The organism is Clavibacter michiganensis subsp. insidiosus (assembly GCF_002240565.1).
GTDB classification, from domain to species: Bacteria; Actinomycetota; Actinomycetes; order Actinomycetales; family Microbacteriaceae; genus Clavibacter; species Clavibacter insidiosus.
Genome location: NZ_MZMO01000001.1, coordinates 906,527 through 927,724, shown reverse-complemented (window position 1 = coordinate 927,724; position 21,198 = coordinate 906,527). Strand labels below are relative to the sequence as shown.

The 21,198-nt window shown below is 73.5% G+C and carries 19 protein-coding genes, 1 tRNA gene and 1 pseudogene; 15 read left to right on the top strand and 6 right to left on the bottom strand.

All coding sequences use genetic code 11. The features are described from left to right. Window positions 1-108: 108 nt before the first annotated feature. The gene (locus B5P21_RS17175; protein ID WP_246865248.1) at window positions 109-879 is read right to left on the bottom strand and encodes a hypothetical protein; all 771 of its coding nucleotides are present in this window, start codon (window positions 877-879) and stop codon (window positions 109-111) included. A gap of 43 nt (window positions 880-922) precedes the next feature. Between B5P21_RS17175 and B5P21_RS04760 the strand changes: the two are divergent. The 13 genes and pseudogenes from B5P21_RS04760 to B5P21_RS04700 all read left to right on the top strand — a co-directional run. Further along, window positions 923-1,351, top strand: a pseudogene (locus B5P21_RS04760) (hypothetical protein); the annotation flags it as partial. An 85-nt stretch (window positions 1,352-1,436) separates the two neighbouring features. Next, window positions 1,437-2,414 carry a sugar ABC transporter substrate-binding protein gene (locus B5P21_RS04755; RefSeq protein ID WP_094170839.1) on the top strand — a complete coding sequence of 326 codons (978 nt, stop codon included), beginning with the start codon at window positions 1,437-1,439 and terminating at the stop codon, window positions 2,412-2,414. Window positions 2,415-2,513: 99 nt separating this feature from the next. Next, the gene (locus tag B5P21_RS04750) at window positions 2,514-3,557 is read left to right on the top strand and encodes an ABC transporter permease (protein WP_045529369.1); all 1,044 of its coding nucleotides are present in this window, start codon (window positions 2,514-2,516) and stop codon (window positions 3,555-3,557) included. Then, a complete protein-coding gene (locus B5P21_RS04745) occupies window positions 3,554-4,483 on the top strand; it encodes an ATP-binding cassette domain-containing protein (protein WP_045529371.1) in 930 nt (309 codons plus the stop codon). The genes B5P21_RS04750 and B5P21_RS04745 overlap by 4 nt, the downstream gene beginning before the upstream one ends. A 53-nt stretch (window positions 4,484-4,536) precedes the next feature. Then, on the top strand, window positions 4,537-5,298 hold the full coding sequence (locus tag B5P21_RS04740) for a GntR family transcriptional regulator (protein WP_045529372.1): 762 nt from the start codon (window positions 4,537-4,539) through the stop codon (window positions 5,296-5,298). Between the two features lie 38 nt (window positions 5,299-5,336). Next, window positions 5,337-5,792, top strand: a complete 456-nt coding sequence (locus B5P21_RS04735) for a GNAT family N-acetyltransferase (RefSeq protein WP_094170838.1) — start codon at window positions 5,337-5,339, stop codon at window positions 5,790-5,792. A gap of 82 nt (window positions 5,793-5,874) precedes the next feature. Next, complete coding sequence (locus tag B5P21_RS04730; RefSeq protein WP_045530530.1) at window positions 5,875-7,611, top strand: dihydroxyacetone kinase family protein; 1,737 nt, start codon at window positions 5,875-5,877, stop codon at window positions 7,609-7,611. A gap of 52 nt (window positions 7,612-7,663) precedes the next feature. Then, window positions 7,664-8,125, top strand: a complete 462-nt coding sequence (locus tag B5P21_RS04725) for a ribose-5-phosphate isomerase (protein ID WP_045529377.1) — start codon at window positions 7,664-7,666, stop codon at window positions 8,123-8,125. Between the two features lie 4 nt (window positions 8,126-8,129). Further along, entirely contained in the window at window positions 8,130-8,936 is an 807-nt protein-coding gene (locus B5P21_RS04720; protein ID WP_094170837.1) for a triose-phosphate isomerase family protein, read from the top strand. A 15-nt stretch (window positions 8,937-8,951) separates the two neighbouring features. Beyond that, a complete protein-coding gene (locus B5P21_RS04715) occupies window positions 8,952-9,671 on the top strand; it encodes a GntR family transcriptional regulator (protein WP_246865247.1) in 720 nt (239 codons plus the stop codon). 130 nt (window positions 9,672-9,801) lie between these two features. Further along, on the top strand, window positions 9,802-10,761 hold the full coding sequence (locus tag B5P21_RS04710; RefSeq protein WP_045526244.1) for an IS481-like element IS1122 family transposase: 960 nt from the start codon (window positions 9,802-9,804) through the stop codon (window positions 10,759-10,761). A gap of 418 nt (window positions 10,762-11,179) precedes the next feature. Next, window positions 11,180-13,966, top strand: a complete 2,787-nt coding sequence (locus B5P21_RS04705; protein ID WP_165770603.1) for a LuxR family transcriptional regulator — start codon at window positions 11,180-11,182, stop codon at window positions 13,964-13,966. Window positions 13,967-14,011: 45 nt separating this feature from the next. Next, window positions 14,012-14,099: transfer RNA gene (locus tag B5P21_RS04700), tRNA-Ser, on the top strand. Window positions 14,100-14,187: 88 nt separating this feature from the next. On the opposite strand, the gene B5P21_RS04695 is transcribed toward B5P21_RS04700, so the two are convergent. Further along, entirely contained in the window at window positions 14,188-14,397 is a 210-nt protein-coding gene (locus tag B5P21_RS04695; protein WP_045529204.1) for a hypothetical protein, read from the bottom strand. A 20-nt stretch (window positions 14,398-14,417) separates the two neighbouring features. Next, on the bottom strand, window positions 14,418-14,852 hold the full coding sequence (locus tag B5P21_RS04690; RefSeq protein WP_094170836.1) for a hypothetical protein: 435 nt from the start codon (window positions 14,850-14,852) through the stop codon (window positions 14,418-14,420). 1,199 nt (window positions 14,853-16,051) lie between these two features. Here B5P21_RS04690 and B5P21_RS04685 point away from each other — a divergent pair. Beyond that, the gene (locus B5P21_RS04685) at window positions 16,052-16,702 is read left to right on the top strand and encodes a hypothetical protein (RefSeq protein ID WP_045529210.1); all 651 of its coding nucleotides are present in this window, start codon (window positions 16,052-16,054) and stop codon (window positions 16,700-16,702) included. Next, window positions 16,699-17,598 (top strand): aminoglycoside phosphotransferase family protein, encoded by a 900-nt coding sequence (locus tag B5P21_RS04680; protein ID WP_094170835.1) that lies wholly within the window; start codon window positions 16,699-16,701, stop codon window positions 17,596-17,598. The genes B5P21_RS04685 and B5P21_RS04680 overlap by 4 nt, the downstream gene beginning before the upstream one ends. Here B5P21_RS04680 and B5P21_RS04675 read toward each other — a convergent pair. From B5P21_RS04675 to B5P21_RS04665, 3 genes are all read right to left on the bottom strand, one after another. Then, complete coding sequence (locus B5P21_RS04675) at window positions 17,595-18,674, bottom strand: heparan-alpha-glucosaminide N-acetyltransferase domain-containing protein (protein WP_045529214.1); 1,080 nt, start codon at window positions 18,672-18,674, stop codon at window positions 17,595-17,597. The genes B5P21_RS04680 and B5P21_RS04675 overlap by 4 nt on opposite strands. 40 nt (window positions 18,675-18,714) lie before the next feature. Beyond that, on the bottom strand, window positions 18,715-19,950 hold the full coding sequence (locus tag B5P21_RS04670) for a multidrug effflux MFS transporter (protein ID WP_045529216.1): 1,236 nt from the start codon (window positions 19,948-19,950) through the stop codon (window positions 18,715-18,717). Window positions 19,951-20,080: 130 nt separating this feature from the next. Next, on the bottom strand, window positions 20,081-21,136 hold the full coding sequence (locus B5P21_RS04665; RefSeq protein ID WP_045529217.1) for an aminotransferase class V-fold PLP-dependent enzyme: 1,056 nt from the start codon (window positions 21,134-21,136) through the stop codon (window positions 20,081-20,083). Window positions 21,137-21,198: the final 62 nt, after the last annotated feature.

Sequence of the window (21,198 nt, the reverse complement as noted above, 5' to 3'; positions counted from 1 at the left end):
CGTCGTCCCCCTCGGCGTCGCGGGTTCCCCCGCACGGGGGATCTCCCGTCGAGCGTAGGCCGGGCGCGGCCGCGGGCGGCGGGCCGCAACCGGATCGTCACCGGCTCGTCATGCGCTCGACGCGGAACGACGCATCGGGGCGTCGGGGACCGTGGCGGAGGACCGCTGCCACGTACTGTCGTCAGGACAAATATCCGCCCGTCGGCTACGAGGAGCGGTGCGACGACGCATGGTCCAGACCCGCACCACCCCCGCTCCCCGCGCTGCCGTGACGGCCCACCCGACGGGATCCGCCGCGTGAGGGTGACCGTCGCCGGCGCCCCCGTGCGCTTCGGGGTGTTCGAGCTGACGCCCGAGGGCGCCGAGGTCGTCACGCCCGACGACATGGTGGAGGCGCTGGTCGAGACCGGGTACGCGGGGATCGACCTGGGGCCCGTCGGCTACCTCGGGCGCGGCCGCGAGCTGCGCGACCGGCTCGCGGGCGCGGGCCTCGAGCTCGCCGGCGGCTGGATCCAGCTGCCCCTCTCCGACGACGATGCCTTCGCGGCGACCCTGCCCGAGCTCGAGGCGCCGCTGCGCGTCTTCCCGAAGGCGGCCGAGGCCGGACCCGCGCGCCTGCCGCTGCCGACGCTCGCCGACGCCGGATCCACGACCCGCGCCGCCGCCCCCGGCCGCGGCGCCGAGGCCGACCCGCTCGACGACGCCGCGTGGTCGCGCCTCGTCCGCAACACCGCGCGGGCCGCGGAGATCACGCGCGCCGCGGGCTTCGAGCCGACCTTCCACCACCACGCGGGCACGTTCGTGGAGTCGCCCGCGGAGATCGACCGCTTCCTCGACGCCGTCGACGTGGGGCTCACGCTCGCAGGCGACCGGATCCACCGCGTTCGACCCCGGCGCCCGCGAGCACGGCGACTTCGACACCGCGGTCGTGACGCTCCGCGCGTCCACCGGCGCGCTCGTGGTCATCACGAGCTCACGGCACAGGGCCGTGGGCTACGACCAGCAGATCGAGACGTTCGGCTCGCGCGGATCCCTGCAGGTGGCGAACGCGCTCACGAGCCTCGTGAGCGTCTCGACCGCCGCGAGCGTCGAGGGCAAGCCGCCCTACCAGGACTTCTTCCTGGAGCGCTACGCCGCCGCGTACGTCGCCGAGCTGCGCGCCTTCATCCGCCTGGCCCGGGGCGAGGCCTCCGACAGCCCGACGTTCGCCGACGGCCGCGCGGCGCTCGTGCTCGCCGACGCGCGCGCAGAGCGCCCCGGGGAGGCGGCAGACTGGAGGGTCGGATCCGTCGGGAAGGCCGCCGGACGACGACGGGTCACGCTAGCGATCCGTCTTGTCAGCATGTGTTGACAAGGAATGTCGGGCGGGACGAAGATCGCCCCGACGACGACGTCCAGGACCCCCGCGCGGGCGTCCGCCCGACAAGGAGCATTCGATGAAGAACGGATTCCTCACCCCCCTCGGCCTCGCGGTCGCCGCCGGGTTCCTCCTCACCTCGTGCGCGGGCACCGGCCAGGAGGCCGCGCCCACCGCGCGCGGCGCGAACGGCGGCGGCGACCTCACCTTCGCGGTGGTCACGCACTCCGGCACGGGCGACGCCTTCTGGGACCGCGTGAAGTCGGGCGCCGAGACCGCGGGCGGCCAGTACGGCGCCACCGTCACGTACAACGCGGACCCGGATCCCGCCAAGCAGTCCCAGCTCATCGACAACGCGGTGGCGCAGAAGGTCAACGGCATCGTGGTGTCGATGGCGAACCCCGACGGCGTGAAGGACAGCGTCGAGAAGGCCGTGGCCGCGGGCATCCCCGTGGTCACCATCAACTCCGGGATCGAGCGCTCGGCCGAGTTCGGCGCCCTCACCCACATCGGCCAGAGCGAGACGGTCGCGGGCGAGGCCGTCGGCAAGCGCCTCGGCGACGCGGGGCTGAAGAACGCGCTCTGCGTGATCCAGGAGGCCGGCAACGTCGGCCTCGAGGAGCGCTGCTCCTCCGCGGCGAGCGCCTTCCCCGGCCAGATGGCGAACCTCCAGGTCGACGGCACGAACGACGCCGACGTGAAGGCGACCATCAAGTCGAAGCTGCAGGCGGATCCCTCCATCGACGGCGTGCTCACGCTCGGCGGCCAGTACGCCATCGACGCGGTCGGCGCGATCGAGGAGTCGGGCAGCGAGGCGCAGATCGGCACGTTCGACCTCTCGGAGGACGTCGTGAGCGCGGTCGAGGCGGGCACGGTCCTGTTCGCGGTCGACCAGCAGCCGTACGTGCAGGGCTTCCTCGGGATCACCGCGCTCGACCTCTACGCCACCAACGGCAACGTCATCGGCGGCGGCCAGCCCGTCTACTCCGGACCCGCGTTCGTGACGAAGGACAACGCGGCGCAGGTCGCCGAGTTCGCGAGGAACGGCACCCGCTAGCCGGCCGGGCCGGACGCGCCCGGCCCGCCGCCTACCGCCCGCCCCAACCCCCACCGCACCGCACCGCACTCCCCCGACGCTCACCGAAGGAGCCCCGCGTTGACCACGACGGACATCGTGACGATCGCCACGAGGCCGCGCCTCGAGAACAGGCCGATCCGCAAGATCCTCGCCCGCCCGGAGATCGGCGCCCTCGTGGCCGCCCTCGCCGTGCTGGTGTTCTTCTCCCTCTACACGCCGCAGTTCCTCACCCTCGCCGGCGCGGGCGTGTGGCTCGAGTCGGCATCGACCTTCGGGATCATGGCGGTCGCCGTGGCGATGCTCATGATCGGCGGCGAGTTCGACCTCTCCGCCGGCGTCATGACGGGCTTCTCGGCGCTCGTGGTCGGCATCCTCACGTCGCACTACGGCCTCAGCATCTGGGTCGCGGTGCTCGTCTCGCTCGCGGCGGCCCTGGCGATCGGCGCGCTCAACGGGTTCCTCGTGATGAAGACGGGCCTGCCGAGCTTCATCGTGACGCTCGGCACGTTCTTCGCGCTCGCGGGCATCGACCTCGCCGTCACCAAGCTCATCACCGGCCAGGTCGCGATCCAGGGCATGACGAAGGTGCCGTCGTACGACCAGATCCAGCCGGTCTTCGGCTCCTCGCTCGAGATCGGCGGCGGCAACTTCTACGTCTCGGTGCTGTGGTGGTTCCTGGTCGCGGCCGTCGCCACCTGGATCCTCCTGCGCACCCGCGCCGGCAACTGGATCTTCGCGGTCGGCGGCGCGAAGGAGTCCGCCCGGCAGGTGGGCGTCCCCGTCCTCAAGACGAAGGTGGGCCTCTTCATGGGGACCGCGGGCGCCGCCTGGCTCGTCGGAATGATCTCCCTGTTCCGCACCTCCACGGTGCAGGCGAACACGGGCGTCGGCCAGGAGTTCATCTACATCATCTGCGCGGTCGTCGGCGGGTGCCTGCTCACGGGCGGCTTCGGCTCCGCCATCGGCGCGGCGCTCGGCGCGCTGATCTACGGCATGGTCTTCCAGGGGATCACGTTCGCCCAGTGGGATACGAACTGGCTGCGCACGATCCTCGGGGTGATGCTCCTCGCGGCGGTGCTCCTCAACGACCTGGTGCGCACGCGGGCGGGAGGCGGACGATGAGCGCCGAGACGAGCGCGAGCGCCGCGTCCGAGCCCCGGGCCGGCGAGCCCCTGGCCGGCGCGATCCCCGGAGCCGCCGAGGAGGCCGACGGACGGACCGCTCCCCCGCTGCCTCCCGTCGGCACGACCATCCTCGAGGTCCGCGACATCGGCAAGAGCTACGGCGCCGTCAACGCGCTCACGGGCGTCTCGACCGTGGTCGCGGCGGGCCAGGTCACGTGCGTGCTCGGCGACAACGGCGCCGGCAAGTCGACCTTCATCAAGATGCTCGCGGGCGTGCACGCGCCGAGCGAGGGCACGATGCTCCTCGACGGCGAGCCGGTGACGCTCGGATCCCCCCGCGCCGCGCTCCAGGCCGGCATCGCGACCGTCTACCAGGACCTCGCGGTCGTACCCCTCATGCCCGTGTGGCGGAACTTCTTCCTCGGCTCCGAGATCACGAAGGGGAAGGGGCCGTTCCGCCGGCTGGACGTGAAGGCCATGAAGGCGATCACGCACGAGCAGCTCGCGCAGATGGGCATCGACCTCCGCGACGTCGACCAGCCCATCGGCACGCTGTCCGGCGGCGAGCGCCAGTGCGTGGCCATCGCCCGGGCCGTCCACTTCGGCGCCCGCGTGCTGATCCTCGACGAGCCCACCGCGGCGCTCGGCGTCAAGCAGTCCGGCGTCGTGCTGCGGTACATCGCGCGCTCGCGCGACCGGGGGCTCGGCGTGGTCTTCATCACGCACAACCCGCACCACGCGTTCCCGGTGGGCGACCGGTTCCTGCTGCTCAACCGCGGATCCAGCCTCGGCACGTTCGAGAAGGACGAGATCACGCTCGGCGAGCTGACGAGCCTCATGGCCGGCGGCGCCGAGCTCGACTCGCTGGCGCACGAGCTCGCGCGCGACCCGGGCCCGGAGGGAGCCGCACCGGCGCGCCGCTGACGGGCCGCATGCCAGGATGAGGCGTTGACCTGACCTACGAGGGAGCGATCAACATGACGCAACCGGAGCAGATCCTGCCCCCCGACCTGTTCCTCGCGCTCGACCGCTCGGGCCCGGTGCCCCTCTACTACCAGGTGGCCAACCTGCTGGAGACGGCGATCCACGACGGCACGCTGCCGGCCGGCGCCCGGCTCGAGAACGAGATCGCGCTCGGCGCCCGGCTCGGCCTCTCGCGCCCCACCATCCGCCGGGCGATCCAGGACCTCGTCGACAAGGGCCTGCTCGTGCGCCGCCGCGGCATCGGCACGCAGGTCGTGCACGGTCGCGTGACGCGCAACGTCGAGCTCACGAGCCTCTACGAGGACCTCGAGCGGCAGGGGCAGGCTCCTGCCACGCAGATGCTGTCGTCGTCGCGCGGCGAGGCCGACGAGAAGGCCGCCGAGGCGCTCGGCGTCGCGGTCGGCAGCCCCGTGCTGCACCTCACCCGGCTGCGCACGGCCGACGGCGTGCCGCTCGCCATCCTCGACAACGTGCTCCCCGAGCCGTTCGTCGACCTCGATCCGGACGCCCTCGCGACCCACGGGCTGTACCAGCTGCTGCGCGGCCGCGGCGTGATCATGCGCGTCGCCAAGCAGCGCATCGGCGCCCGCGCGGCCACGGCATCCGAGGCGCGCCTGCTCGACCTGCCGCGCGGCGGCGCCGTGCTCACCATGTCGCGCACGGCCTTCGACAGCTCGGGCCGCGCGGTGGAGTACGGCCAGCACTGCTACCGGCCGGACCTGTACTCGTTCGAGATCACGCTCGTCGACCGGTAGCGGGCGGCGGAGCGCACGGGCGCTGCCACGATGGGCGGATGACCTCCGACGACGCCCCGACCGCCGCCGCCCCGCTCGACCGGATCGCCGGGAGCGGTGCCATGCTCCGCGACCAGCTCGTGCTCGAGCTCGACGGCCGCGTCGTGGGCGACATCCTGGTGCGGGTCGAGGGCGCGTGGGCGCAGCGCGAGGTCGCGCACCTCGCCGTCGGCACGCAGGCGGAGCTCGGCTGGACCCTGGATCCGGCCGTCGGCGGGCGCGGCCTCGCGACCGAGGCGGTGCGGGCGGCGCTGCGGATCGCGTTCGAGGGGCTCGGCGTCCGCCGCGTGGTCGCGAGCGCCTTCGCCGACAACGCGCCGTCGCTCCGGCTGGCCGAGCGCGTCGGGGTGCGACGGGAGTCGTACGCGGTGGCCGACTCACTGCACCGCGACCTCGGCTGGATGGACGGGGTCGGCTACGCGCTGCTCGCCGAGGAGTGGGCCGCGCGCGCCTGATCGACGGCGTCCGCGACGCCTGTCCCACGGGATCCAATATCCTCTAGGATCTCCTCACGTGCTCGATGAGGAGGACACACGGATGACCCGGCTCTGGAACGACCCCGCCGACTTCGCCGACGACATGACGGCGGGCTTCGTCCGCGCCAACGGCCGCTGGGTGCGGTGGGTGCACGGCGGGGTCTCCCGCTCCACCCGCGCGGCCGAGCCCGAGGTGGCGGTCGTCATCGGCGGCGGATCCGGCCACTACCCCGCGTTCGGCGGGCTCGTCGGCCCCGGACTCGCGCACGGCGCCGCGATGGGCAACCTGTTCGCGTCGCCCTCCGCGCACCAGGTCGAGTCGGTGATCCGCTCGAGCGAGCAGGGCCGCGGCGCGCTCCTCCTCTACGGCAACTACGCGGGCGACGTGCTGCACTTCGACGACGCGCAGGAGCGCGTGCGCGGCGACGGCATCGACTGCCGCACCGTCGTCGTGACGGACGACATCTTCAGCGCCTCCCCCGACGAGCAGGCCAAGCGCCGCGGCATCGCGGGCGACCTCACCGTGTTCAAGGCGGCGGGCGCCGCGTCCGCCGCGGGCTACGACCTCGACGACACCGAGCGCGTCGCCCGGCTCGCCAACGCGCGCACGCGCTCGATGGGCGTCGCCTTCACGGGCTGCACGCTGCCGGGCGCGGACGAGCCGCTGTTCTCGGTGCCGGAGGGGCGCATGGCGATCGGGCTCGGGATCCACGGCGAGCCCGGCATCGACGAGACCGACATCCCGTCCGCCGACGGCCTGGCGGAGCTGTTCGTGCGGCAGCTGCTCGCCGACGCGGAGATCCCGGACGGCGTCACCGTGCGCGGCGCCCGCGTCGTGCCCGTGCTCAACGGCCTCGGATCCGTGAAGACCGAGGAGCTGTTCGTCGTCTTCACGCGCGTCGCGGACCTGCTCGAGGACGCCGGGATCACGCTCGTGGATCCGCAGGTCGGCGAGTTCTGCACCAGCTTCGACATGGCGGGCGCCTCCCTCACGCTGTTCTGGCTCGACGAGGAGCTCGAGCGGCTCTGGACCGCACCTGCGGACACCCCGGCGTTCCGCAGCGGGGCGTTCGACGGATCCGCGCTCCAGCCGGTCGACGCGCGCGAGGACGACGAGGTCGACGCCGCGATCCCCGACGCGAGCGACGCGTCGCGGGAGGCCGCCGGGCGCATCGCCGCCGCCCTCGACGCGGTGCACGCGGTCGTCGCGGAGCACGCCGACGAGCTCGGCCGCCTCGATGCGGTCGCGGGCGACGGCGACCACGGCATCGGCATGCTGCGCGGATCCCGTGCCGCATCCGCGCGGGCGACCGCGGCGGTGGAGCAGGGCGCCGGCGCGCGCACCGCGCTCCGGCTCGCGGGCGACGCCTGGTCGGACAAGGGCGGCGGCACCTCGGGCGCGCTCTGGGGCCTCATCCTGCAGGCGGTCGGCGACGCGCTCGACGACGAGGGCGCGGATCCCGTGACCGCCGACCGGGTGGTCCGCGGCGTGGGCGCCGCGCGCGACGCCGTCATGTCGCACGGCAAGGCCGCGCTCGGCGACAAGACCATGGTCGACGCGCTCGTGCCGTTCGCCGACGCGCTCGCCGAGCGGGCCGGATCCGGCGCACCGCTCGCCGAGGCGTGGGCCGCCGCGAGCGACGCCGCCCGCGAGGCCGCCGACGCGACCGCCGCCATGAAGCCGGGCATCGGACGCGCCCGCTCCCACGGCGAGCGGTCCGTCGGCACCCCCGACCCGGGCGCGATCTCGCTCGCGCTCATCACCGCGGCCGTCGGCCGCGCCCTCGCCGACCGGTGAGGCCCGGCGACGCCATCAGCACCACCATCAGCACCACCATGAGGAGGACCGGATGACCAGGACCTGGCGCATCGTCGTCGGCGCAGACGACGCGGGATACGACCACAAGGAGGCGATCAAGGCCGACCTCGAGGCGAGCGGCCTCGTCGTGTCGGTGGTGGACGTGGGCGTCGACGCCGACGGCCACACCGCGTACCCGACCGTCGCGATCACGGCGGCCGAGATGGTCGCGCGCGGCGAGGCCGACCGGGCCGTGCTGATCTGCGGCACGGGCCTCGGCATGGCCATCGCGGCGAACAAGGTGCCCGGCGTCCGCGCCGTCACCGCGCACGACGGCTTCTCGGTGGAGCGCAGCGTGCTGTCGAACGACGCGCAGGTGCTCTGCATGGGGCAGCGCGTGGTCGGCCTGGAGCTGGCGCGGCGGAACGTGCGCGAGTGGCTGACGTACGAGTTCGACACCTCCAGCCCGTCGAACGACAAGGTCGACGAGATCCGCGCGTACGAGGCGAAGTAGGGCCGTGCCCGTGCATCCGCCCGCGCGGCCGGCGTTCGTCGGCGTGAGCCTGAAGATGTACCTCGGGCACGCGGAGACGGTCGCGTGGTGCCGGGCCGTCGCGGACGTCGCGCGCGCCCACCCGGTGACCCGGGCCGGCGAGGCGGAGCTCGTGGTGCTGCCGTCGTACCTGTCGGTGCCGGCCGCCGTCGGGATCCTCGACGGGCTCGCGGCCGTCGGCGCGCAGGACCTCGCGACCGAGGACGTCGGCGCGTTCACGGGCGAGGTGTCGGGCGGGCAGATCCGGGAGCTGGGCGGCGCGTTCGTCGAGGTCGGCCACGCCGAGCGGCGGCGCCTGTTCGGCGAGACCGACGAGGTCGTGCGGCGGAAGGCCGACGCCGCGCTGCGGGCGGGGCTCGTGCCGCTGATCTGCCTCGGCGAGGAGGCGCGCGGGGATCCGGCCGACGCCGCGCGCGCGTGCGCCCGGCAGCTCGACGACGCGCTCGCCCTCGCGGCGGAGCGCGGCCACGGCGGGCGGATCGTGGTCGCGTACGAGCCGCAGTGGGCGATCGGCGCGACCGAGCCCGCCTCGGACGCGCACATCCGCGGCGTGTGCCGGGAGCTGCGGGCGCACGTGCGGGCGCTCGACGCGCACCCGGGATCCGCGGTCGTCTACGGCGGCAGCGCCGGCCCCGGCCTCCTCACCCGCATCGGCGACGACGTCGACGGCCTCTTCCTCGGCCGGTTCGCGCACGACCCGCGGGCGGTCGCCGCCATCCTCGACGAGGTGCACGCCCGCGCGGCCCGGCCGGCGTCCGACGCCTCCCGCTGACGGCAGACTGTCCTGGTGACCACCGGCCTCCCGCTCGACGCGACCGCGATGCCCGCCCGGCAGGGCCTGCGCGACCGCGTCTACGACCTCGTGCTCGACATGCTCATGGGATCCGCGATGGAGCCCGGCTCCCGCCTCGCCATCGACCAGATCGCGCGCGACCTGCACGTCTCCCCCACGCCGGTGCGCGAGGCGCTCGTGCAGCTGGAGCGCACCGGGCTCGTCGCCCGCGAGGCGCACAAGGGCTACCGCGTCGCGCCGCCCATCGCCGGCGAGCAGCTGGAGGCGCTGTTCGACGCGCGGATCGTGCTCGAGGGCGGGGCGACTACCCTGGCGGCGGCGGATCCGAGCCGGCTCGTGCCCGCGCTCGAGGACGCCCTCGCCGCGCACCGCGCCACGACGAAGCGCGTGCGGGCCGCGACGCGGAACGGCGAGATGCCGGTCGACCTCATCCGCGAGTACTTCGTCGTCGACTGGGACTTCCACCACCGGATCTTCGAGGCGACCGGCAACCCGTTCCTCCTCGACATGTCGGAGGCGATCTCGACCCGCGTGCACCGCATGCGCCAGACGATGCGCACGGGCGTCCACGACGCGGACGACGCCGTGCACGAGCACCGGGCGATCATCGACGCGGTCGCCGAGGGCCCGGAGGCCGCGGCCGCCGCGATGCGGGAGCACATCGAGCGCGTGCGCGAGCGGTCCCGCCGGGACGCGGACGCACCCTCCACCTAGGCGCGCTCCCGCTCCGGCCGAGATCGGGGCTAGCTGTACCCGGCCATGACGTTGGTGACACTTCGGGGCGTGTGAGGAGGCCTCCTGGCTTGATGGAGCTGTCTAGTTCTGCCACTGCCAGGAGGCCTCGATGTCCCACGCTAATGCTCGTCTGACGGTTCACGGGAGGGTTCTCCTCGTGCGGCGGGTGGTCGAGGATCGTCGGCCGGTCTCGCATGTCGCGCGCGAACTCGGTGTGTCGCGTCAGTGCGCGCATCGGTGGGTGAATCGGTTCCGGTCCGAGGGCTTCGAAGGCTTGTCGGACCGGTCCTCGAGGCCGAGACGGGTGCCGACGAGGACGAGCCCGGAACGAGAACGAGCCGTCGTGGAAGCGAGGACCCGATTGCGATCAGGTCCTGCCCGGTTGGCGCCGGTGACCGGTGTTCCAGCCCGCACGATCTCCCGCATCCTGCGGCGGCACGGGGCACCGCCGTTGGCATGGTTGGACCCCGTCACCGGGGCCGTGATCCGGGCATCCCGGTCGACGGCAAACCGGTACGAGCATGAGCATCCCGGCGACCTGATCCACGTCGACGTGAAGAAGCTCGGCCGGATCCCGGACGGCGGCGGCTGGCGGGCGCATGGCCGCAGCGAACAGGTTCGTGGTCGTGGGATCGGGTTCGATTACGTCCACGCCGTGGTCGATGACCACACCCGCCTCGCCTACGCGGAGATCCACCCGGACGAGAAGGGCGTGACCGCGGCAGGGTTCCTGACCCGGGCCGCGGCGTACTTCGCCGAGCACGGCATCACCCGCATCGAACGGGTCCTGACGGACAACGCGTTCGCCTACCGGCACTCGGCCGCGTTCCAGAACGCGGTCACGCAGCTCGGTGCGAGGCAGAAGTTCATCCGCCCGCACTGCCCCTGGCAGAACGGCAAGGTCGAACGCTTCAACCGCACCCTCGCGACCGAGTGGGCCTACCGGCAACCCTTCACCAGCAACCAAGCCAGAACCGACGCCCTTGATCCGTGGATCCAGCACTACAACACTGAACGAATCCACTCGAGCCACGGGCTGACGCCCGCGGCCCGAGTGTCACCAACGTGATGACTCAGTACAACTAGCGCCACCCGCCAGGCGCGCGACCCGCGCGGATCCGGATGACGGTCCCCTCCTCCCCGGAGGGGGCCGTCATCCGCTTCCGGGCCTGTTGAGGCACCCGGGTCGTGCCGCGGGCGACGCGTCGGGTCGACGGCACCCGAAGCCGTCGTCCTCCCGTGCGTCGCACGCATCGTGCGCCGGAGCGCACCGTCCGGAGCATCCCCATGCCCGGACATGAAGGACACGCTAGGAGCGCCCGGACGTGTCCCCCACAGTGCCGACTACTTATTTCCGGGAGCGAGGGGATAAGTATCAGCCGGTGTCCCTGGTCGGCGCGCCGGGGACCGCGCAAGATGGAGGCACAACGACCGCGCAGCCTCGGGGGATGCGGCGCGGGATACCGCTTTGACGCGACGGGGGTCACATGAAGCAGATGACGCACACCTACATCCGGTCGAGCGGACGCATGGAGAGCCCAGCCCTCGGGCGGGGCGGCCGCGCCCGCGACCTCGAGACGCTCGAGCGCTGGCTCGCGGCCGGCACGAGCGCCGTCGTCACCGGCAGCGTCGGCTCGGGTCGCAGCCACGTGGCGGGCCGCGTGGCCGACGCGCTCACGCGCAACGGCCTCACTGTGATCCGCGCCCACGCCTCCACCCCGGACCTCGCGGACGTGCTCCGCCGCGTCATCGACCAGGTCCCCGGGATCCGCTCCGCGCGTCCGCTCCCCGCCGCGCGGCCCGTCGTGGTCATCGACGACGGGCACCTCATGGCGCCCGACCTGCGCGCCGCCCTGGCCGACGCACGCGCGAGCGAGCGCTGCACGCTGCTCGTGACGGTCGACGACACGGGCGGCGACGCCCGCCACCTCCGCGCCCGGGACCTCGAGACCGGCGGCGACCAGGCCGCGCGCACGGCGCAGGCGGCCCACGAGATCCTCGGCCTCTGGCGGAACGGCTACGCCGAGCGGCTCGACCTCTCCCCGCTCGACCCGGCCGAGGTCGACGCGATGATCGACTCGATCGCGGGCCAGGTGGCGCTCGACCAGGCGACGCGCGTGCAGATCCAGCGGCGCAGCGGCGGCCGCCCGTTCCTCGTCCGCGAGCTGACCTTCGAGGCGCTCGAGTCGGACGGCGCCGAGCGGACCGTCACGGGGTACGCCTTCCCGAGCCCGCACGCGCCGCGCGCCCGGATCCTCGAGCTGGTCTCCTCGCGCGTGTCGATGCTCGACGACGACGAGCGCAGCACGCTCGTGCTCCTCGCCCGGCTCGACGGCGTCCCCTACCAGCGCGCGGCCCGCCTCTTCGGCGAGACGATCCTGCGGGTGCTCGGCGCCCGCGGCCTCGCGCGCGTGCAGGGCCAGGGCGACCGGATCCTCCGCGCCGACCTTCTCGAGGCCGAGGCCGCCCTCGCCCGCACCGACCCGGACGCCGTCGACGCCCTCACGCGCCGCGTCGTCGGGTCGCTGCTCCAGGAGGCGGCGCACGGCGTCCCTCTCAACCCCAAGGAGAGCCTGCTGATCGCGCGCACGCTCACCGACCACGGGCGCCGCGACGCCGTCGAGCGCTTCGGCGCCAGCACCCTCGCGGCCGTGCACCTCGTCGCCGCGCGGCTGGCGAACGACGTCGGCATGACGCACGACGCGCTCGCCTTCGCGGAGATCGCGGGACGCGGCGGCTCCGACGCGTACGCGGCCTGCGAGCGGGGACGCGCCCTCACCGTCCTCGGCAACCCGGCGCGCGCCATGGAGGTGCTGGAGGCGCTGGACACCGCCGACCTCACGCCGGCCGAGCGCGTCGAGACGCTCCACTGGCGCGTCCTCTCGACGCACGCCGCGATGCCGGGCACCGACCGCGTGCACCGGCTGCTCGAGGGGATCGCGCACGGCGAGGACGCGGATCCCGACGAGCGCGCGCAGGCGGCCGTCATCGGCGCCGCCATGTCGCTCGGGCTGATGGAGTGGGAGTCCGCGCTCCGCGCCGCCCGGGCCGCCTCCGCCCTCACGGCCAGCCCGCTCGTGCGCCTCCGGGCCCAGCGCGCCGTGGTCCTCGCGCTCGGCCACCTCGGGCGCGGCGCCGAGCTCGGCGACGCCATCGACGAGGGGCTCGGCCTCGTCTCCCGCCGCTCCGACCCCCGCGGGACCTACGACGACATCCTCCTCGAGGAGGCGCGCCTCGAGCTCCTCTCAGCGAGCGCGTTCAGCCGCCGCCTGTGCCGCCTCGACCTGCCCGACCTCGAGCGCGAGCTCGACGCGTGGGTGGAGTCGGCGATCGCGCAGGACGCGCAGTGGTTCATCCCCGTCCTCGGGGCCATCACGGGCGGCGTCGCCCTCGACCTCGGCCGGCTCGACCGCGCGGAGGCTGAGCTGACCCTCGCGGACGACCGCCTGATCGGCCCGGACATCGGCACGTGGCGGCTCTGGATCGGCATGCAGCGCGCCCGCGTGCTCGCGCTCCGCGGCCGCACCGAGGAGGCCGAGCGCATCGCGACGGAGATCGCGCACCGCGCCGACCCGCGCTACCCGTACCAGCGCATGCTCGCCGAGGGCGTGCGCGTGGAGATCCTCGCGTCCCGCGGCCGGCCGGAGGAGGCGGCGACGCTGCTCCTCGACGTGGGCGACCTGAGCGGCGACGCGCACGCGCTGCGGGCGGGCATGCTGTTCCGGGCGTGGACGCTCGGATCCACCGACCCTCGCCTCGTCGAGGGATCCCGCCTGGTGCGCGAGCGCACCGACGTCCCGGCGCTGCACGGCATGGCCGAGGTCGTGGAGGGATCCATGACGGCGGACGCGGCGCTCGTCGCGCAGGGCGTGCGCACGCTCGAGGAGTCCGGCCTGCACCAGCAGGCCCTCACCGCCTGCGAGGACCTCCTCCGCATGCTGGCGGGCGGCGAGCCCGGGCCCGCCCTCACCGAGGCGCGGGCGACGCTCGGGCGGATCCAGGCGCGCATCGACCGCGGTGCGCCCGCGGCGGAGGCGTCCACGGTCACGCCCGTCCTCGACGTGAGCATGCTGACCCGCCGGGAGCTCGAGATCGGCGTGCTCGCGGCGCAGGGGCTGAGCAACCGGGAGATCGCCGGGCGCCTGTTCCTGTCCGTGCGCACGGTCGAGTCGCACCTCTACCAGGCGCGCGCGAAGCTCGGCGCGCCCTCCCGTCGAGCGCTCGCGGGGCTGCTCGACACCCCTGGTGCATCGAGCCTCGTCGCGGGCAGGTAGTATCGACGGGTGCCGCCGCGTTCCTGACGCCGCGGCACGCGTCATGGAGGATTCGCCTAGTGGCCTATGGCGCACGCTTGGAAAGCGTGTTGGGTGAAAGCCCTCAGGGGTTCGAATCCCCTATCCTCCGCCAGACCGCACGAGAGCCCCGACGGACCAGTGGTCCGGCGGGGCTCTCGTGGTGCAGGCGCCTCCTCGATGTCCTGCAGCTGCTCGACCGGCTATGGCTGGCCGTCCCTCCGCGCCCGACGCTTGCGTCGCGCGAACCAGGCCACCCACGACGCGGCCAGCACCACCTGCACGAAGAAGAGCACGGGAGCGTCGCCGGTGGTGGACGCGAGCGGGACGAACACGGCGACCGGCAGGATCACCAGCACCGCGAGCCCGATCCGGAAGATCCACGCATCGCGCGTCATCTTGTCATCGGCCATCGCCTAATCCACCTTCCAAGTCAATTGCACTGTTCACCGTCGTAGACGAACGGATTGAATGTACCGAAGTTCGAGAACAGGAATCCGACGCACTGGTTGTGATTGTCCGCGTACACAGCGGTCGCACCGATGGCCGCTGCTGCGACACCGCAGGCAGCGATGGCCTCGGGCCCCGCGAGACCGCAGGCGCCCGTTGCGCCTCCGAGAGCGATGATTCCCGCCGTCGCGAGGTCATGGGTCTCGCTGTGGTTGAAGTAGATGGAGCAGTACCCGATGCCGCAACCGGTTGACGGGTCCGCGACCACCGGGAACATCGCGTCGCCGGTATCGACATGCTGGATCAGCACGTTGCCCGTGATCGAGTAGGAGGTCTTGAGCGACCTTCCGGAGGTATCTCGACCCCAAGGCGCCTCCAGGAAGTTCAGGAAACGACCGGATGCGTCGGTGACGGCCACCCCTCCGTCGGGCTGGATCGTGAGCCGATCGCCCGCCCACCGATCTGAAAAGCATAATCCTGGGGTGCTGACGCGTCGCCTATGGCGATGAAGGCTGCCGCCGTACCTCGCGTGATCGCGCCGACGACCACTCCGAAGTCGCCTGCGTCGTAGGCCTTCGCGTCGTCACGCCCCGCAGAGGGGGCGCTCAGGGCCTCCATCTCGGGCACTATCGCGATGGGCTCCGCGCCCGCGGTCATCCGTCCGGGCTGGCCTTGAACGTCCCTAGCGTGAAGTTCCTCGGAAGAGTGACCGAGTAGCCCGCGCCCGTCCACCACGGAGAATGCGTCGAATCTATTTTCCGCGTGTGCAGGAATACTTCCGGCACGGAACATGGCTATCGTCGCGACGATCACGAGGGCCGCCCTCGATCGCCTGGTCACCAATGAGTTCACAGATCCTCCTGAGAGTGAGAATGAAAGCTGCTGCCTTCGTTCGGCAACCATCCGCTTCGTGCGATGTTCGCGCATGTCCCCTTCTCAGGGGGCTTGCGCATAGGCGAACAGGATGTTGGGGACGCCTTTGTCGCCCTATGAACGCGCAGGGAGACGTAGCCTTCGCGCGGCCGTACCCCCTGACCTCCGCGAGATGCCCGGGAGCCCCGCCGGATCCACCATCGTGTCGCCCACGCCCGCCCGCGCTGAGTGCCTCCGGTCCCGGTACCTTCGAACAGCCCGAGCCGACGGACGGCTCGCGCCCTTGGGCTGACAAGCACGTCCTGTCCGCGCGGTCGCGGTCGCGGTCGCGGTCCACCACGGAGCGGCATACCGGCCGATAGGCGGACGGCGGTGGCGTCGAACCCGGAACGAAGACGACCGGCAGCGGCGCGGGAAGGACGACGGCAGTGCGCACGAGCGCGCAGGCGAACGCCGATGCGCACGACGATCCGACAGAGATGCGCCCTGCTCCTGCATCTCGGCACGGCTCGGCTCCCTCCGCCAGACCGCACGAGAGCCCCGACGGACCCCGGTCCGCCGGGGCTCTCGTGTACCCCGGCGGGCTCCCCGTGTCCCCCATAGCGCCCCTGCCCGCCGGGCCGGCACCCGCCTAGGCTGGACCGGTCGTCCTGCCCGCACCCGCGGGTGCCGCCCGTCCCGAGATGCGCGCGGCGCACCTGGCGACGACAGACGCGACGACGGCGTCGGACGACCGGAGGCGACGTGCAGCACGACGGCGACGCGCCCGACGACGGCGCGAGCACGCTCATCCGCCCTCGCGCGGCGCTGCTCCGGCAGCTCGGCCTCGCCGCGCTCGCACTCGTCGTCCCCCTGGGCGCGGCGCTCCTCGTGCTCGCCGTCCCCACAGGGAACGCGGCGGCCGTGCTCCTCGGCGTGGTCGTGATCGTGCTGCTGGGCGCCGTGCTCGCCGGCCTGTACCTCACCTCCTACGTGCGGATCACGCATGCGACGGGCGACGTGGAGTCCCGGTTCCTCGGGCGTCGCACGCGCATCCGCGGGAGCACCGTCCACGACCTCCTGGTGGTGCACGTCTACCAGGGCCTCACGCTCGACACGCAGCCGCGCCTGTTCGTCATGGACGTCGACGGCCGGCTCCTCCTCCGCCTCAGCGGCCACGTGTACGACCTCTGGACCATGCGCTCCATGGCGGCCGACCTCGACCTGCCGCTCACGGAGCAGGCGAAGGTGCTCACGATGGCGGAGCTGCGCGGGGCCCGCCGCGGGATCCTGCCCTGGTACGAGCGGTCCCGGCTCGCGCTGGCCGGGGCGCTCGTCCTCCTGGGCGTGGCCGTGATCGGCGGCGTCGTCGGCATGATGGCGCTCACGGGCGTGCCCGTGTCGATCCGGCTGTGACGGACGCGGACGCAGCGCTCGAGCGGCTGCTCGAGCGCTGGCGGCTGGATCCGGACGGCCCGTCCGTCCGCACCGCCAGCAGCGTGATCGCCCCGGTCCGCCGCGACGGCGCGCCCCTGATGCTCAAGGTGCCGCTCGTGGAGGAGGAGCGGCGCGGCGGACGCCTGATGGCCGCGTGGGCCGGCCGCGGCGCCGCGCCCGTGCTCGCGTCGGACGCCGACGGCACCGTGCTCATGGCGCGCGCGGACGACCCGGGGATCCTCGTGCGGGAGGCCTCGGCCGACGGCCCGGACGCGGACGCGCGCGACGATGGGGCTACCCGGATCCTCGCCCGCGCCGCCGCCCGGCTGCACCGCGTGCCGCCGGAGCCGCGGGTCGTCGCCGAGGCCGTCCCCCTCGAGGTCTGGTTCCGCGAGCTGGTCGCGCCCGAGCGGCCGCTCCCCCGGTCCCTCGACCGCGGCGCGGCGGTCGCGCGCGAGCTGCTCGCCGGGCCAGGGCCGACCGCGGTGCTGCACGGCGACATCCACCACGGCAACGTCCTGCACTTCGGCGGCGGCAGCAGCGACGGGGGCGACGACGACGACAGCGACGACGCCTGGCGCGCCATCGACCCGAAGGCCCTCGTGGGCGCCCCCGGCTTCGACACGGCGAACGTGTTCGCGAACCCGACCCCCGCGATCGCGCTGCGCCCGGGTCGCCTGGCCCGCCGGGCACGCGTGGTCGCCGAGGAGACGGGCGCCGACCTCGACGCCGTGCTCGCGTGGGCCGAGGCGTGGTGCGCGCTGTCGGCGGCGTGGGACGTGGAGGACGTGGCCAGCAGGCCCCGGGTGGAGGCCCTCGGCCGGCTCGGCGCGTCCGCGCGCGACGCCCGCCCCGGCCTCGGACGCCTCCTCTAGAGGGCGTCCACCGATGCGCGCCCACGGGATCCGCGCGGCGCGGGATCCGACGCGCGCCCCGCGACCGCGCCGAGCACCCGCTCGAGCGGCCCGCGCCCGAGGATCCGGGTCCAGAGCGCGCAGAGCACGACCGTCACGACGACGAACGCCACGTACGCGCCGTCGTCCGCGATGAGGTCGCCCTCCGGCGCGACGAGGTCGATCACCACGATGTGCACCGCGTACACGGTGAGCGCGAGCTGCCCCACCGCCTCGAGCGGCACGAGCACCGCCGGCAGCAGGGCGGCGATGCGCAGGCACAGGCCGATCACGGCGATGGCGAACCCGCCGGATCCCACGACCTCGAACGGCGACCCCTCGTGCGGCGTGGTCGAGAGGATGAACTCCCACCCGGGCGGCGGCGCCGCCACGGCTGCCTCCAGGAGCGCCGACCCGCCGTACGCGAGCACGGCGAGCCCGGCTCCCACCGTGATGAGCAGCAGCTGCACGCGCGCGGAGCCGAGCGCGAGCCGCCCGATCCCCAGGCCCGCGATCGCGAACGCCACCCAGGTGAGCGCCGGGTAGTGGCCGGTGACGACGAGCACCACGAACGGATCCGGTCTCATGAGCGCGCCGTCGAAGTGGATGGCGAGCGCCGTCGTGGCGACGGGCAGCGCGACGGCGGCGACCGCGGCGAGCGCGAGCAGCCGCGACGCGCGCCAGCGCAGCAGCGGCAGCACGGCCACGAAGAGCACGGCGTAGACCTCGAGGATGACCGCGACATAAGTCTGCAGCGACGCGAGCAGCCCGCCGAGGAGGAACAGGCACGCGGCGCGCACGAGGATCCGCAGCCGCACGCGCGCGAGGTCGCTCCCGTCGACCGGCCGATCGCGCCCGGACATCAGCGCGATGGAGAGCCCCGCGAGCGTCGCGAACAGGATGGAGGACCGGCCGTCGGTGATCGCGAGCCACGACGCCGGGTCGTCCAGCTCGAGGGTGCGCGGCACCGCGACGTGCGCCGCCATCATCCCGAGGACCGCGAGGCCGCGCGCCGCGTCGACGCCCCGGAGGCGGGCCGGGTCGCGGGCGGGGCTCATGGCCTCACCCTACCCAGCGCTCCCGCGCGGACCACGGCCGTCAGTTGGTGAGGGCCGGCACCGTCCGCGGCTGGACGATGAGCCACATCGAGAGGATCGAGACGACCGCGCACGCGCCCATCACGGCCGCCATCGGCACGCCCGAGGTGATGCCGATCACGCCGACGATGGGCGAGATCGCGCCCGCGAGGCCGAAGTTCACGGCGCCCAGCAGCGACGCCGCCGTGCCCGCCTCGTGCCCGTGGTTCACGAGGCCGAGCACCTGCACGCAGGGGAAGCCGAAGCCGCACGCGAGGATGAAGAAGAACAGCGGGATCAGCGTGCCGAGGAGACCGGCGTCGGTGAAGGTGCCGAGCAGCACGATCGTCGCCGACGCCAGAAACTGCACCGTGACGACGCCCGCGAGGATCCACTGCGGCCCGATGACCTTCGTGAGCCGGGCCGCGATCTGGTTGCCGATCACGACGCCCAGCGAGTTGATCCCGAACAGGATCCCGAACTGCTGCGCGTCGAACCCGTACACGTCCTGGAACAGGAAGGACGAGCTGGAGAGGTACGAGAAGAGGCCGGCGAACTGCATCCCGCCGATGAGGGCGACGCCGACGAACACGCGGTCGCCGAGCACCGAGCGGTAGCGGCGCAGCAGCGTGCCCTTCTCCTCGATGCGCACCCGGTCCTTGGGCAGCGTCTCGACGATGAAGAAGGTCACGGCGATCACCACGAGGATCGCGTAGGCGGTGAGCGCGTAGAACACGCCGCGCCAGTCGACGAAGCGCAGCAGCTGCGAGCCGATGACGGGCGCGAGGATCGGCGCGAGCCCGGTCACGAGGGCGAGGCGCGAGAGCATGCGCACGAGCGGGCGGCCGCCGAACAGATCGCGCACCATGGCCATGGCGACGACCGCGCCGCCCGCGGCGCCGGCGCCCTGGAGGATGCGGAAGACGAGCAGCACCGTGACGTCGGGCGCGAGCGCCGCCCCGAGCGACGCGAGGATGTGCAGGCTCGTCGCGACGATGAGCGGCAGCCGGCGTCCGACCCGGTCGCTCCACGGCCCGACCACGAGCTGGCCGAGCGCGAACCCGATCGTCGTGCCCGTGAGGGTCAGCTGCACGGCCGCGTCCGAGACGCCGAACTGCTCCTTGATCACCGGGAAGGCCGGCAGGTACAGGTCGATCGTGAACGGGCCGAGGCCGACGAGGGCGCCCAGCACGATGATGTAGATGATGCGCTCCCGGCGGGAGAGCGCGTCGCCGGGATGGATGGCGGCAGACGACACGGAGCGTTCCTTCGGGATGAGGGGGCGCGGGGCGCCGGAGGAGGGAGGGCGTGCGCGTGCACCGCCTCGATGTCCAACGGGCCTGCGCCCGGCTTATTCCCAGCCCAAGGAATCGCCGCGCGGCCGCCCCTCAGCGCCGGAGCGTGCGCACGACCCGCTCCACGTCGTCCTCGTCGTTCCAGAGGTGGAAGGCGATGCGCGCGCGGCCCGCCCGACCCGACGCGACGATCCCCGCGGCACCGAGCCGGGCGAGGTCGGTCCCGTCCGCGTCCGGCCAGGTGACGATCGCCTGCCCGCGCGGCTCGATGCCGAGGCCCGCGCTCACGAGGTCGCCGAGCTCGACGTTCCTCCGGTGCACGGCGTCGAGGTCGAGGCGCGCGAAGAGGGCGATCGCCGGGGCCGCCCCCACCCACGCGCCGAACGCGGGCGACACGTCGAACGCGCGCGCGTCCTCGGCGAGCGCCATCGCGGGTCCGTAGCAGGAGGCCCACACGTCGGCGCCCGCGTACCAGTTCGCCTGCACGGGCACGAGGGTCCGGCGGTAGCGGTCGGAGAGCGTGAGGAACGCCGCTCCACGCGGGGCGCAGAGCCACTTGTAGGCGTGGCAGGCGGTGGCGTCGAACAGGCTCGCGTCGATCGGCATGGCGCCGGCCGCCTGCGTGGTGTCGCACAGCGTGAAGGCGTCGTGGATCCGCGCGGCCTCCCGGATCGCGGCGACGTCGGCGACCCGGCCGTCGGCGGACTGCACGAGGGAGAACGCGACGAGGTGCGTGCGCGGGCCGATCTCGGCCGCGAGCTCCTCGAGCGGCACGTGCCGCACCACGACCCCGCGCGCCTCCGCCACCACGAACGGGTACGTGAGCGAGCTGAAGTCGCCCGTCACGCACAGCACCTCCGCGCCCGCGGGCACGGCGGCGGCGAGCACGCTCACGAAGGAGGCGGTCTGCGAGCCCACGGCGACGGATCCGACCGGCACGCCCACGAGGGACGCGTACGACGCGCGCACGCCCTCGACGACGCCGCCGTAGCCGTGCGCGGTGGATCCGCCGGCCGACCACGTCGTGAGGTCGGCCCGCAGGCGCTCGACCGTCGCGCGCGTGGGCAGCCCCATGGTGCACGCGGAGAGGTAGCCGGGCCCGGCCTCGAACAGGTCGCGGAGGTCGGCGGGCAGGGGCGCGGTCGTCATGCGTCCAGCGTGACGAGGGCGGATCCATCGAGCAAGACCCCGCCCGGCATGCGTCCCATAAG